This window comes from Bartonella sp. B1098 (assembly GCF_944896145.1).
Taxonomy (GTDB): Bacteria; Pseudomonadota; Alphaproteobacteria; order Rhizobiales; family Rhizobiaceae; genus Bartonella.
This window is the reverse complement of sequence record NZ_CALYLP010000005.1, coordinates 1-13,030: the sequence shown is the minus strand read 5'-3', so window position 1 is coordinate 13,030 and position 13,030 is coordinate 1. Positions and strand designations below refer to the sequence as shown.

13 protein-coding genes and 1 tRNA gene are annotated in these 13,030 nt (G+C 36.2%); 5 read left to right on the top strand and 9 right to left on the bottom strand.

Translation table 11 applies throughout. The features are described 5' to 3' along the window. Positions 1-2: 2 nt before the first annotated feature. Both NNJ85_RS08460 and NNJ85_RS08455 read left to right on the top strand, forming a co-directional pair. A complete protein-coding gene (locus NNJ85_RS08460) occupies positions 3-665 on the top strand; it encodes a lysozyme (protein WP_254475209.1) in 663 nt (220 codons plus the stop codon). 31 nt (positions 666-696) lie between these two features. Further along, positions 697-924, top strand: a complete 228-nt coding sequence (locus tag NNJ85_RS08455) for a hypothetical protein (RefSeq protein ID WP_254473145.1) — start codon at positions 697-699, stop codon at positions 922-924. Positions 925-1,099: 175 nt separating this feature from the next. Here the strand turns inward: NNJ85_RS08455 and NNJ85_RS08450 are convergent. From NNJ85_RS08450 to NNJ85_RS08435, 4 genes are all read right to left on the bottom strand, one after another. After that, positions 1,100-1,175, bottom strand: a tRNA-Thr gene (locus tag NNJ85_RS08450). A gap of 193 nt (positions 1,176-1,368) precedes the next feature. Beyond that, positions 1,369-2,727 (bottom strand): acetyl-CoA carboxylase biotin carboxylase subunit, encoded by a 1,359-nt coding sequence (accC, locus tag NNJ85_RS08445; RefSeq protein ID WP_254475207.1) that lies wholly within the window; start codon positions 2,725-2,727, stop codon positions 1,369-1,371. A 14-nt stretch (positions 2,728-2,741) separates the two neighbouring features. Then, the gene (accB, locus tag NNJ85_RS08440; protein ID WP_254475205.1) at positions 2,742-3,242 is read right to left on the bottom strand and encodes an acetyl-CoA carboxylase biotin carboxyl carrier protein; all 501 of its coding nucleotides are present in this window, start codon (positions 3,240-3,242) and stop codon (positions 2,742-2,744) included. A 248-nt stretch (positions 3,243-3,490) separates the two neighbouring features. Next, entirely contained in the window at positions 3,491-4,363 is an 873-nt protein-coding gene (locus tag NNJ85_RS08435) for a DsbA family protein (RefSeq protein WP_254475203.1), read from the bottom strand. 346 nt (positions 4,364-4,709) lie between these two features. On the opposite strand from NNJ85_RS08435, the gene glpD reads away from it, so the two are divergent. From glpD to cobT, 3 genes are all read left to right on the top strand, one after another. Then, positions 4,710-6,242: a glycerol-3-phosphate dehydrogenase gene (glpD, locus tag NNJ85_RS08430; RefSeq protein WP_254475466.1), complete on the top strand. Its 1,533-nt coding sequence runs from the start codon at positions 4,710-4,712 to the stop codon at positions 6,240-6,242. Between the two features lie 684 nt (positions 6,243-6,926). Then, positions 6,927-7,910 (top strand): tRNA dihydrouridine(20/20a) synthase DusA, encoded by a 984-nt coding sequence (dusA, locus tag NNJ85_RS08425; RefSeq protein WP_254475201.1) that lies wholly within the window; start codon positions 6,927-6,929, stop codon positions 7,908-7,910. A 391-nt stretch (positions 7,911-8,301) separates the two neighbouring features. Continuing rightward, entirely contained in the window at positions 8,302-9,309 is a 1,008-nt protein-coding gene (gene cobT / locus NNJ85_RS08420; protein WP_254475199.1) for a nicotinate-nucleotide--dimethylbenzimidazole phosphoribosyltransferase, read from the top strand. 31 nt (positions 9,310-9,340) lie between these two features. Here the strand turns inward: cobT and NNJ85_RS08415 are convergent, their stop codons facing one another. The 5 genes from NNJ85_RS08415 to NNJ85_RS08395 form a co-directional block, all read right to left on the bottom strand. Further along, a complete protein-coding gene (locus NNJ85_RS08415; protein WP_254475197.1) occupies positions 9,341-9,829 on the bottom strand; it encodes an Lrp/AsnC family transcriptional regulator in 489 nt (162 codons plus the stop codon). 21 nt (positions 9,830-9,850) lie between these two features. Then, a complete protein-coding gene (locus NNJ85_RS08410) occupies positions 9,851-10,480 on the bottom strand; it encodes a uracil-DNA glycosylase family protein (RefSeq protein WP_254475195.1) in 630 nt (209 codons plus the stop codon). Positions 10,481-10,507: 27 nt separating this feature from the next. Continuing rightward, positions 10,508-11,065, bottom strand: a complete 558-nt coding sequence (locus NNJ85_RS08405; protein ID WP_254475193.1) for a thermonuclease family protein — start codon at positions 11,063-11,065, stop codon at positions 10,508-10,510. 339 nt (positions 11,066-11,404) lie between these two features. Then, positions 11,405-11,572, bottom strand: a complete 168-nt coding sequence (rpmG, locus tag NNJ85_RS08400; RefSeq protein ID WP_004864083.1) for a 50S ribosomal protein L33 — start codon at positions 11,570-11,572, stop codon at positions 11,405-11,407. A gap of 98 nt (positions 11,573-11,670) precedes the next feature. Then, the gene (locus tag NNJ85_RS08395; protein ID WP_254475190.1) at positions 11,671-12,840 is read right to left on the bottom strand and encodes an MFS transporter; all 1,170 of its coding nucleotides are present in this window, start codon (positions 12,838-12,840) and stop codon (positions 11,671-11,673) included. Between the last annotated feature and the right edge of the window lie 190 nt (positions 12,841-13,030).

The following is a 13,030-nucleotide window of genomic DNA, read 5'->3' as shown; positions in this document are numbered from 1 at the left end:
AGATGAGAAAGATATCAAAGGAAGGATTAGAGCTTATCAAACAGTGGGAAGGGTTACGTTTAGAGGCTTATAGAGATGTAGCATGTATCTGGACGATAGGGTATGGTCACACCAGCAATGCCGGTCAACCGCTTGTTAAAAAAGGCATGCGTATCACACAAGAGCAAGCAGAAGAAATTCTTTGTGAAGACTTAAAGCAATTTGAGAAGACGGTTGAGGAATCGGTGACGGTTTCATTAACGGATTGCCAATTCGCGGCATTGGTATCGTTTTGTTATAACGTAGGAACGAAAGCCTTTAGCAAGTCAACGTTGTTGAAGAAGCTTAATCAAGGGGATTATGAAGCTGTTCCTAGTGAATTACAGAAATGGAATAAGATAGGGGGTAAGCCTTTTGTGGGATTATCCAACCGTCGAGCAGCCGAAGCCGGTTTGTGGGCGAAAGGGTCTTACATTGCTTCGAACTATCACAGGGTAGAAACGAAGGAGAGAACAGGTCTTTTCAAGATAGAGGCGCTAGCCCCGATTATAGGGTCTTGTTCAGGATTTGGAGGCTTTTTTGTTGGTAATGGACCAATTCAGTGGGCGTTAGCAGGGATTATGGTTTTAGCGGCGTGTACAGGACTGGTGATTGTTGCCAAGCGGTTTAAGGAACAGCGTTTGTGATTTGGGGGCGCAAAATAGGGAGCACGCTTATGTGGTTGGTCAAATGAGTAGAAAGCGTAAACCGGAACAAGATCTCACGGAGACAGAACAACAGCTGCTTCATGAGATGATAGAGACGTATCAAGGCTTAAAGATGATGTCACGCATTATGAAGTGGTTAGCCTTCATTGTCTTTATGTTTGTCATCGATTTATCCCGTTTCATAGATGCGCTAGATAATCACTTCTCACACTTTAAAAAATGGATAACTAAGAGTTAGAGATTTACAAAATCTTTTCTTTAAAATCGCAAAAAAAATCACCTCGAAAAGAAGTTTTGATTCGCAATAATTGAGAGGCATGTCGGAAAATCCTATTCCCTTACTTTTATTGAAGCGTCCCTAACCCATTAAAATACACATAAAATCAATAAATTATAGGAGAAGTAAAAGTGTATGGTGCCCCCAGAGAGACTCGAACTCCCGACCCCCTGATTACAAATCAGGTGCTCTACCAACTGAGCTATAAGGGCGTGACCAAGTAGGAGTTAGCACAAACTCACAAAAAGGAAAACAGAAAATTATCAATTTTTGTACATATTAAAAGAAAATTATATAACAAATAAAAAATAATCAGCTTATTTCTTTTTTAACAATGTTTATGGCAGCATTGAAATTATCCTTACTTATAGAATATGGTGATAAGCTAATATTTTCATTCTTGAATTAAAGGTCTAAAGAAGTTGATTGTTGAGAAAGATACTTCTCTAGCCAGTGAATGTTATAATTACCGTCTGCAACATCTTTATTGTTAATGAGATCACGAAAGAGAGGAAGTGTCGTTTTTATCCCATCGACGACAAACTCATCTAAAGCACGCCGTAAACGCATCATACATTCTAAACGGGTACGTCCATGAACAATCAGTTTTCCAATCATGCTATCATAATAAGGAGGAATCCGGTAACCTGAATAAGCACCTGAATCAACACGAATTCCTAGACCTCCAGGAGTATGAAAATGTGTAATGGTTCCTGGTGATGGTGTAAAGGTAAGAGGATCTTCTGCATTAATACGGCATTCAATGGCGTGACCGAAGAAACAAACATCATCTTGTGTCACTGAAAGTTTGTAGCCTGATGCAATATGAATTTGCTCATGGACTAAATCTATACCTGTAATTGCTTCAGTTACAGGATGTTCGACTTGTAAACGCGTATTCATTTCAATGAAATAGAACTCACCATTTTCATAAAGAAATTCGACAGTACCAGCTCCACGGTATCCAAGTTGAGCACAGGCATTTGCAACAATACTACCAATTCTTTTTCGTTCAGTTTCATTAAGCGCAGGTGATGTAGCTTCTTCCCATACTTTTTGATGCCGTCGTTGAAGTGAACAATCACGTTCTCCTAAATGAATAGCATTTCCCGCACCATCACCTATGATTTGAATTTCAATATGACGGGGTTTTTCTAAATATTTTTCTATATAAACAGCATCATCACCAAAAGCTGCTTTCGCTTCTGAACGCGTTGTTTTAAGCGCTACCGAAAACTCTTGTTCAGAATGAACAACTTTCATACCACGTCCACCACCACCGGCAGAAGCTTTGATAATAACGGGATAACCAATTTCACGAGCAATGCGTAAAGCATCTGATTCTTCTGTGACAGCTCCATCTGAACCAGGAACGACGGGAATACCAAGTTTTTTGGCAGTTTTTTTGGCCTCAATTTTATCGCCCATGATTCGAATATGAGCAGCCGTTGGGCCGATGAATGTAATATCATGGGCTTCTAGAACATCTGCAAATTTTGCATTTTCAGAAAGAAAGCCATAACCTGGATGAACTGCGTCAGCTCCCGTAATTTCACAAGCAGCTATAATTTGCTGAATACTCAAATAAGAATCGCAAGCGGGAGGAGGGCCAATACAGACACTTTCGTCAGCAAGACGAACATGCATTGCATCTGCATCAGCGGTAGAGTGAACAGCTACGGTTTTTATACCAAGTTCTTTACATGCACGTAAAACGCGAAGAGCAATTTCTCCCCGATTAGCAATGAGGATTTTTCGAATCATGGTTGCCCCTCGCTTTATTCAACAATAATAAGTGGTTCACCAAACTCAACAGGTTGACCATCTTTGACAAGAACAGTGGTTACTTTGCCTGAGCGTGGTGATGAAATTTGATTCATTGTTTTCATCGCTTCAATGATCAGTAATGTTTCTCCTTCAGAAACATTTTTTCCTACTTCTACAAATGGCTGAGCACCCGGTGAAGGGGCAAGATAAGCTGTTCCAACCATTGGGGAGGTTATTGTATTTTTTGATTTATCTTCTTGGGTAGATTGTATGGGAGATTCGGATGTTGGGACTGGAGAAGATGCTATAGAAAAACTAGGAGTAGCAACAGGTGAATAAATTGCTTGTTCGGAAGAAGTAGAGGTATTTTGACGTGAAACACAAATACGAAGTTCTCCTTGCTCAACTTCAATATTCGTTAAATTCGTGTCATTCAAAATTTCAGCAAGATCGCGAATAATTTTCGTATCAATTGCGGAATATTTTGCCGAATCTATTTTTTTTGTTGCCATTTTATTTCTAACTCCTTGATCAATGAAGATCGTCACTATCTCATTTTATGACTGAACATCTCTAGATTAGGGATGATATCTTTAGAGGCTTTAAAGATATTTATTTAAGTCATTATACTTTGCAATTTTAAACTCGTATCTGCTTTACACAAAATTGCACTTATAAGCCTGTTGTCAAAAAAGAGAAAGTACAAAATCACTTCATTTACAGTATTCTTCCTAAAACGCATCAGGTATAGAATAGCTATTCACTGTGTATTGTCTATCGCTTGTTTTAGAACATCTTGGCTGGCTGCACCGATGAGTATTTTATTACCGATAATGTAAGAAGGTGTTCCCGTAATATGAAGTTGAGTGGCAATTCGGATATTTTCTTTAAAAGTGTTTTGTAGAGTAGGATCTTTTATTGCATTACGGAGTTTTTTTTCATCTGCTCTTAAAGAAACAGCTATTTTTATAGCTTTAGCTTCATTTACACGACCCTGATGCATTAAAAGCGCTTTGTGAAACTGCGGATATCTTTCTGGAAATTGTTTTCGAAATGCATAAGCAACAGTATGGACCGCTATAGAATCTGGCCCTAAAATTGGCAAATCCTTGATAATAACCCGTAGATCTGGGTACTTTCTTATCAAGTCTTCTATATCTGAATAGGAACTTTTACAATGTTGACAGTTGTAATCAAAAAAATCAACAAGTACTTTTTTACCATTTGGATTGCCTAAAACAGCGTCATGAGGAGAGTGAAAAATCTCCTTTTCTAATAAATGAATGATAGAGGCTTGTCTTTCACTTTCATATTCATTCTGTTTTTCTAGCTTATCTTGAAGGATAAGCTGCATTTCAATCATAATTTCTGGATGAGTAAGAAGATACTCTCTTACAGTTTGTTGAATATGATGAGAATCAATATGGGGTGTAACTTTTTCTTTAAACTTAGATAAAAAGTTAGAATCTTCCAGAAGTTGTATTTTAAGCTTTTCTAAGTTTAAATGATTTGTTGTTTGGGAGTGTGATGTTGCGTTTGATAAAGAAGGGGAAAAAATTAAAATACTCAGCATAACAAGCGCTAAAATTTTTAAAACAAGTGTTATTTTTGAGTTTTGGGGTTGATGAGTCATCTGTATCCCTTCATATTTTCTATTGTGTTATCGAGTGAACTATATGAAAAACATTATCTATGTGCAATAAAGCATTCGCTATAGTGTATATTCACAAATGGGAAAAAACATCAATTTTTCTCTAAAAAATTTTATATGATGCACATTCGCAAAAATTATGTTCTCTGAAGGAGAAAAAAATCTTTTTAATTTGTCAAATGTTGTTTTGATAAAAGGGTGTCAAAAAGCTTTTTATGCGTATTTTAGGCATATTTATTGTGGAAAAAAAGCGGATTGAGCATACAATGAAGTGCACTTGTATTGATTTTTTACTGTTACTTTATTGAGTAGTGTGAAACAAAATTAAATCATGAAAAGTAAAATTATGAAAACCACAACGCATTATGAGCTGTTTATCATTGGGGGAGGGATAAACGGGTGTGGATTAGCAAGAGATGCAGCTGGCCGCGGTTTTAAAGTAGGATTAGCTGAAATGAATGATCTTGCATCGGGAACATCGAGTGCATCAACAAAGCTTATTCATGGGGGGCTTCGTTATCTTGAACATTATGAATTCAAACTTGTTCGTGAAGCGTTAAAAGAACGTGAGATCATATTACGTATAGCTCCACATATTGTGCGTCCTTTGCGTTTTCTTCTTCCTTATCATAAAGAATTGCGCCCTGCTTGGATGTTGCGTTTTGGACTTTTTATTTATGATTATTTAGGGAAATGGAATCAAAAATTGTGGCGCAGTAAAACGATTAATTTTTCAAAAAAGTTTTGCTCTACACTGAAGAAAGAATATCAGAGAGGCTTTGAATATTCTGATGCCAGAGTCGATGATGCCCGTTTAGTCATTGCCAATGCGCGTGATGCAGAAAAGTGCGGAGCTGATATAAAAGTACGGACAGAAGTTCTCTCTTTAAAAAAAGAAGACAAAAAATGGTGTATTGTTCTACAAGATAAGTTAAGTGGTAAAGAATACAGTGTCACAGCCTCTTATGTCGCAAATATGACAGGTCCGTGGATTGATCATGTTTTGACAAGCGTATTAGATTGTAAAGAACATCCACCCGTACGGCTTGTTAGAGGTTCTCATATTTTGGTTCCGAAGCTTTATACGCATGACCGTGCTTATATTTTTCAAAATGGTGATGGGCGTATTATATTTGCTATTCCCTATCAAGAAGATTTTACCTTGCTTGGAACCACAGATTGTAATTATCAGGGAAATCTAGCCAATGTTCATATTACTGGCACAGAGATTAATTACATCTGCACAGCAGCCAGTGAATATTTCATACAACCAGTATCGCCTAAAACGATTGTTTGGTCTTACTCTGGAGTTCGTCCACTCTATGACGATGGATCTTCAAAGGCACAAGAAATTACGCGCGATTATGTTTTAAAAGAAATGGGAACAGGAAGTACACCAAAGATTCTTAATCTTTATGGTGGAAAGATTACAACTTATCGTAAATTGGCTGAAGATGCGATGAAATTCGTTGAAAAAGCGCTTGGTAAAAAGGGGGCATCATGGACGGCTAATGCAGTTCTTCCTGGCGGTGATTTTCCTTATAATCAATTAGATGCAATCGAAAATAAGATTGCTCTTTTAACGCCAGATTTAGATGCTTTTACACATCGCAGGCTTGCACGCTCCTATGGTACAGAAGCATTGGTGATATTTGCAGATGGTAAGGCGGATAGAGGGAAAGATTTTGGACATGGGCTTTATGAAGTAGAAGTAAAATGGTTGATGGAAAAGGAGTGGGCGAAAACATGTGAAGATGTGTTATGGCGTCGTTCAAAACTTGGCCTTTTTTTTAATGAACAAGAGATTGATACTCTTTCTTCCTATATGCAAAGTCAAAAAGAAATTGAAAAATGTTTATAGTCATTTAGCTTTACAGATTTTATCTGCAATGTTGTAAAATATTTTTCTTCAGGAGATATTGATACAAGCCCATATACGTTGAAAAGACAATGATTATCTGTATCCTCAATTTAGTTTTTTTGCAACAACCATAAAATAGCGAAATTGGAATGGAATATTTTTAGAATGAAGTTTGTCTATCCTATGAGGGAAAATTCAATAAATATCACCAAGAAAAACGCATTGTGAAAAAATAATTTATAATCGGATTTGTATGGAAAAAAATTTTTTGTTTTTTATTGGAGAAAAAAATAAAAGCACTTTCTGTCGCATTTTCTTCACGATGAATTGAAAAAGACTAAAGAAAATTAAGCCTATCATGGAAAATTGTGGAATGTTTTAGTTTATTATTTTAAACTCTGTGATAAAATCCGTAAGGATGAGAAGTTAATGGCATAAAAAACTTGCAAATGAGTTTTTTATATTACAGATGAAAGTCTTTTTTTTCGCGTTTATGTACTTTAGCGTTACTCTATGAAAATTGTGGTTTGGTATGCTTGATTATCGTCAACCTTTATATCAATTGGATAAAGGGACTGTTAGTATGCTCATAATGGTCTTAGAGAATAAAGCTTTCTGTAAACTAGAAGGTAAGTATTTTTACGTATAAAGAGAAAGCTATGAGGATATAAGAGCAATGCCCTCATGATATTTTATAATCTTCCATCACCTGTAAAATTTGCAGTAGCGCCAATGTTGGACTGGACAGACCGGCATTGTAGGTTTTTTCATCGTCTTTTAACAAAAAAAGCACTCCTTTATACAGAAATGGTGGTAGCAGATGCTGTTATTCATGGTGTTCGGGAACAATTGTTGGCTTTTAGTCATAAAGAGTGTCCAGTTGCATTACAATTAGGGGGAGCAGATCCAAAAAAGTTGGCAGAGGCTGCGCGGATTGCTGAAGATTTTGGTTATAATGAGATAAACCTCAATGTTGGTTGTCCATCAAATCGTGTTCAAGCAGGTGTATTTGGAGCTTGTTTGATGTTAGATCCTGATACTGTGGCAAATGCTGTGGAAGCCATAAAAAAAGCAGTTACGATACCTGTAACGGTCAAATGTCGTCTTGGGGTCGACGAGCAGGATGAAGAAGTCGCTTTAAATCTTTTAGCGGAGAAAGTTTGGAATGCAGGATGTGATGCCCTTTGGGTTCATGCGCGTAAAGCCTGGCTAAAAGGATTGAGTCCAAAAGAAAATCGCAATATTCCGCCCCTTAATTATGAAAGAGTTTATAAATTAAAACGTAAATATCCTCATAAATTCGTTGGGATAAATGGTGGAATTAAATCAATTGATGAGATAAAAGAGCACTTGATTTTCTGTGATGCGACCATGGTTGGGCGCCAAGTTTATCATGATCCAACTTTGTTAAAGCATATTGATTTTGAACTCTATGGTGAATCGAAGAATAATTTGAGTGAGAGTGATCTTATTGAACTCATGTGTGATTATGCGGCTCGACATATTGCATCGGGAGGGCGGCTTTCTCATGTGACGCGTCACATGATTGGTTTATTTCATGGGCGGGAAGGGGCACGTCGATGGCGGCAAATATTATCCAATGAAGCGACGAAACCAAATGCAGATATATGTATTTTGAAAGAAGCTTTTTCCGCTCTCATAGAATAACAGCAAGACAATTAATATATTATGTTAAAAGTTAGATCATTGATGCAATTTGCATTTTTCCACGATGATTTTTCTGACTTCAATTTTATAATTTTTGAAAGCTTATCACTTTTATTATGAAAAGAATGTTAGAATTTATATATTAAACGGTATGTCGATGACGTCTATTAGATAGGAAAATAGGTTAAGGGTATTCTGTAAAGTTCATCATAAGATATTGATAATATTTTGAATCGTGCATGTTTGTTATTGGGGTAGAAAATAGAATATAAAAGTCTTCACTATAAGATTTAATATTTTTAAAACACTGTAAAAAAAACAATAAATTATTCATACCCTATCTATATGAGGTGGTTTTTATTAAACATTGTAGATTTAAAAAGGTATCCTCATGACCGCTCGTCCATTTGATGATTTTCGTGCTTTGCTTACAAATTTACCTGTTGCTGATGAATTTTCTATAATTTTGGCTAAAAAACGGCAAGAAAACTTAATAAAAGCACGAGGAGCATTAGGAAAACTGGGAGATATTGCTGTTTGGTATGCGGGGTGGAGGGGTACAGAAAAACCCATCGTAACGCGGCCTTTGGTCGCTATTTTTTCTGGAAACCATGGTATCGTAGAAGAGAATGTTACACCGTTTCCACAATCTATGACACAAAAGATGGTAGAAAATTTTGCATCTGGTGGTGCTGCTATCAACCAAATTTGTATAGCTTATGATCTTGGATTAAAAATATTTGATTTAGCACTGGAATATCCAACAATGAATATTACAAAAGATGCTGCAATGGACGAGCTGAGTGCGGCTGCTACAATGGCATTTGGCATGGAATCCATTGCTGGTGGGACAGATCTTTTATGTATCGGTGAAATGGGGATTGGAAATACAACAATAGCTTCAGCTTTATGCTTCGCATTATTTGGGGGAGAAGTTGAAGAGTGGACAGGAAATGGTATGGGATCGGAAGGTGATTTTTATCAGCGTAAAATAGCAGCGGTTAAGACAGCTGTCGCTTTACATAAGGAGCATTTTAATGATCCTTTTGAGATAATGCGTCGCTTGGGAGGACGTGAAATTGCTGCTATGGTTGGTGCTATTTTAGCAGCAAGAATGGAGAAAATACCCGTTATTTTAGATGGTTTTGTGGCAACAGCAGCTGCTGCTATCCTTTATAAAATGCATCCAAGAGCTCTTGAACATACCCTTGTTGGACATGTTTCTTCTGAGAAAGCTCATCGTACACTTTTAAAAAAAATTGACAAAGAACCACTTCTGGATTTGGGAATGCGCCTTGGTGAAGGAGCAGGGGCCGCTATGGCTGCTGGTATCGTCAAAGCTGCTGTTTTAACACATGCACAAATGGCGGTTTTGGAACAAGAGAGTTTGAATACCTAAAAAAGAATGATGAGAAGGATGTAAAAAACTTTTAAGTTTGTTCATTCGCTTTTTCTTGTAATTTAATGTAATTAAGTGGAAGTTCTGTTGTATATTTAATCTGTTCCATTGCAAAAGAAGATGAAACATCACGGATATCAATTTTAGAAATTAATTTTTTATAAAAAAGATCATACGCTTCAATATCGGGAACAACAACACGCAATAAATAGTCAATATCCCCACTCATTCGATAAAATTCAATGACTTCACGGAATTCTTGCACAATTTTTGAAAAGCGCTTAAACCATTCATGGCTGTGGGTGTTTGTACGAATAGAAACGAAAACAGTAACGTGCGCATTGACTTTTTCTGGAGAAAGAACGGCAACGCGACGCTGAATAACACCATCTTCTTCAAGTTTTTGAATTCTACGCCAGCAAGGAGTGGTCGAAAGTCCCACTTTTTTAGCAATATCAGCGACAGAAAGTGTCGCATTTTCCTGCAAAAGATGTAAAATTTTTCGGTCAAGACGATCCATATTTTTTCTCAATATTTTAATTTATAAAAATTTACGCACTAAACGACGCAGATATACAATAAGCTCATCGTTAAACCATGGATTTTTCTGTAACCAAGAAGTATTTCGCCATGATGGATGAGGTAAAGGCATAACATTATAGCCCCGAGGCTGAGAGATGGAAAGGATATTTCTCCAATCACGAACGGTTGCTGAAACGGTTTTATGCTTTAATTCTGTAATATGCCACTTTTGCGCATAACTGCCAATAGCAAGAACAAGCTTTATTTGAGGCATCGCTTGAAATATCTTTTCATGCCATATTTCTCTACATTCACGTCTTGGTGGCAAATCAGCTTTATTTTTGTCATAACCTGGAAAACAAAATCCCATAGGAATAATTGCAAAGAGAGATTTATTATAAAATTCTTCTTCTGTGACATTAAGCCAATCACGTAATCTTTCTCCAGAGCGATCATTAAAAGGGATAGATGTTTCATGAACACGCAATCCTGGTGCTTGTCCTGCGATTGCAATCGAAGCCGTATGGGATAAATAAACAACGGGATTGGGTTCATGAGGAAGAGGAGGGAAATAATGTGGTTGTTGGATACAAATCCGACAGGAATAGATTTCTTTTTCAAGTTTGATAATTGGGCTAGATTGTTTCATTGTTCAATAAAATTTAAAAATATTTTTTTATTCCGTGCGCGGATGTGCTTTGCGCCATTCTTTGGGTCGTTGAAAACTTGATGCCCATATTCCCCTTTTTTTCCTTCTGGCTTCCTGCTCTTCTTTGAGATAATCATAATAGCTTACAGCCCAACCATTCTGTACAAGCGTTGCGTTAATATTGCGAACTTGTTGCGTTTGACATGTTGCAAGGATACGGTGATATTTATCTGTTTTATGCCAGTAACATGTGACAGTTTGATTTTCGACCAATTGTTCTAAATATTTTTTTGCCTCAAATCCACAAGGGTATCGTGCATTTTTCTTTCCACAAAATTGGTGAAGTTCAGGAGCATCAATGCCGACCAGTCGAATCTTAATGGAAGAAATCATGATGGAATCACCATCCATAATAAGTGCCTTTCCTTCAATGGAATTTTTAGAAGAAAATCTTTCTTTTTGAGGCAACGGTTGAGTCGGCTTAAAATAAGTTGCTATTATGACCAGAATGCTAGCAGCGATAAAAATAAAACCAATAATTTTCTTTAAGATTCTTAGGTTAAAATGGGAAAAAAATTTTTTCATGAAATAAAGAAACTGTCACTATCATTATAACGCAATTCTATTGAGCATTGCTTATAATTCTTTCAAAAAATTTTATTTACATGACGAAACACATTCCGTTTTAATGATAAAATTGTTGTTAGATATTACAAAAATCAAATACGCGCGCAGTATAATATGTAAGAAACTTAAACAATAAATCAACTTAGCTGAATCTGTATAGACCATACAAATTTAAAGTTATACAGATTTTAAAATAAAATTTAAAAGACAAAAAACACTCCTCAAAAAATAACTTTGAAGAGCAATAATCCCACATTTCTTTTGGAGTATAAAATCTATCAATAAGGATTGGCTGATTTATTTAATTTTTGTTTCTTTAAATTCAACATGCTTTTTTACAACTGGATCATATTTACGTTTGCTCATTTTATCTGTCATTGTACGGCTGTTTTTCTTTGTTACATAGAAAAAACCAGTATCTGCAGTTGATAAAAGCTTGATCTTAATAGTTGCTGCTTTAGCCATAATGTAAAAACCCTATTTATACTGAAAAAATATTATCGCTGTCAGAACGTATTTCCGACATCATCAAATTGGCAACAGTACGGATGTTCTCAAAAAAGTCAAGAGCTGATTAATTTTCTCATAAGTTGGACAAATAGCAAAATGACATATAGACCAAAAAAAACAGCCATGGCTATTGAAAAACCAAAGAGATCAAAGAGATCCATGGATTTTCCGATAAAAGTTGGTCCTATGAGCATACCAATTCCATAGCAAAAAATAAAAGCAGAATTAGCAGCAGCAAGTTTTTGCCCCGTAAGACGTGCTCCTAGATGTGCAAGACCAATTGTATAAAGGCTCGCTGATACACCACCTAGAATAAATAGATCAAACATCAGAATCCATAGATATTGAATAATCCATGGTACTATAAAAGTTCCCACAAAACCTAAGATAGCACAACCTATCAGCGGATAGCACCTATCTTTGGCGTAGTCGCTTAACATGCTGATAGGAATTAAGAGGATAATATTCCCGAGTGCAAGGGTTGCCATAAAGTGTGCTGCTTCATTTTCATGATAACCAATGGATAAACTAAAGGGGATTATAAGCGTTAATGTGCCCATTTGAATGGCCCCGTAAACAAGGGCCGCCATCATCGCGCTTGGAACGTGAAAAAGATAACAAAAAAATGGCGTATATTGATTTTTTTGAAATTTTGGACTTAGCTTCCAAGCTGCAAGAATTGGTATAGTAGCAAGTATAATAAGGCTATAGCCAACCGCAAAAGGAATAAATCCCTGTGTTCCCACTTTTACTAGCAGTGTTAGACCTATCACAAACCCTAATCCTAAGACAATAGCATAAATAGAAAGAATCAAACCGCGTTTTTTGGGGGGAGCATAACTGTTGATCCAAAACTCTGATAGGATAAACATAACTGTCATCGTGAAATGTAATATAAACTTTAAAATAAACCAAACCCATATGAATTCAAAAAAATAGAATCCTAAAAAACTTAAAGATCCTATCGCCATCATAAGCAATATTGTTTGAGCGATGCCTAAACATAAAGCAATTCGAGACGTAAAAATAGCTGCAATAATTGTGGCGATTCCACCAACTGTTCCACTATAGCCGATCGTACTGTTGGAAAGCCCTTTCTCTGCCATAAGAAGAGAGATAAGTTGTGTTCCCATTGCCAGTGCTGTTCCAACAGTGCCAATGGTTGCAATAGCGGCAATAATTGCACGCAAAGAATTATTTTGAGAGTCAAAAATTTTTTTCATGAGAATAGCTTAAGGTACTTTTGTTTATTAAAACAACGAAAAGGTGAACTGAAATGAAAGAAAGATCAAACCAATTTTTGCAGATTCTCTCACTTCATTGAGTATAAAAAACTCTGCAATACTTTTAATATAAAATAAAACGTATGCATTTATATGCTAAAGAAAGCATATTGTATACATAAAATAATAT

Excerpts from the sequence above, each read along its gene's own strand:
- cobT (WP_254475199.1), top strand. The coding sequence starts at position 8,302 with ATGACCGCTCGTCCATTTGATGATTTTCGTGCTTTGCTTACAAATTTA.
- NNJ85_RS08435 (WP_254475203.1), bottom strand. The coding sequence starts at position 4,363 with ATGACTCATCAACCCCAAAACTCAAAAATAACACTTGTTTTAAAAATT.
- rpmG (WP_004864083.1), bottom strand. The coding sequence starts at position 11,572 with ATGGCTAAAGCAGCAACTATTAAGATCAAGCTTTTATCAACTGCAGAT.
- dusA (WP_254475201.1), top strand. The coding sequence starts at position 6,927 with ATGATATTTTATAATCTTCCATCACCTGTAAAATTTGCAGTAGCGCCA.
- NNJ85_RS08405 (WP_254475193.1), bottom strand. The coding sequence starts at position 11,065 with ATGAAAAAATTTTTTTCCCATTTTAACCTAAGAATCTTAAAGAAAATT.
- NNJ85_RS08395 (WP_254475190.1), bottom strand. The coding sequence starts at position 12,840 with ATGAAAAAAATTTTTGACTCTCAAAATAATTCTTTGCGTGCAATTATT.
- NNJ85_RS08415 (WP_254475197.1), bottom strand. The coding sequence starts at position 9,829 with ATGGATCGTCTTGACCGAAAAATTTTACATCTTTTGCAGGAAAATGCG.
- NNJ85_RS08410 (WP_254475195.1), bottom strand. The coding sequence starts at position 10,480 with ATGAAACAATCTAGCCCAATTATCAAACTTGAAAAAGAAATCTATTCC.
- accC (WP_254475207.1), bottom strand. The coding sequence starts at position 2,727 with ATGATTCGAAAAATCCTCATTGCTAATCGGGGAGAAATTGCTCTTCGC.
- accB (WP_254475205.1), bottom strand. The coding sequence starts at position 3,242 with ATGGCAACAAAAAAAATAGATTCGGCAAAATATTCCGCAATTGATACG.
- NNJ85_RS08460 (WP_254475209.1), top strand. The coding sequence starts at position 3 with ATGAGAAAGATATCAAAGGAAGGATTAGAGCTTATCAAACAGTGGGAA.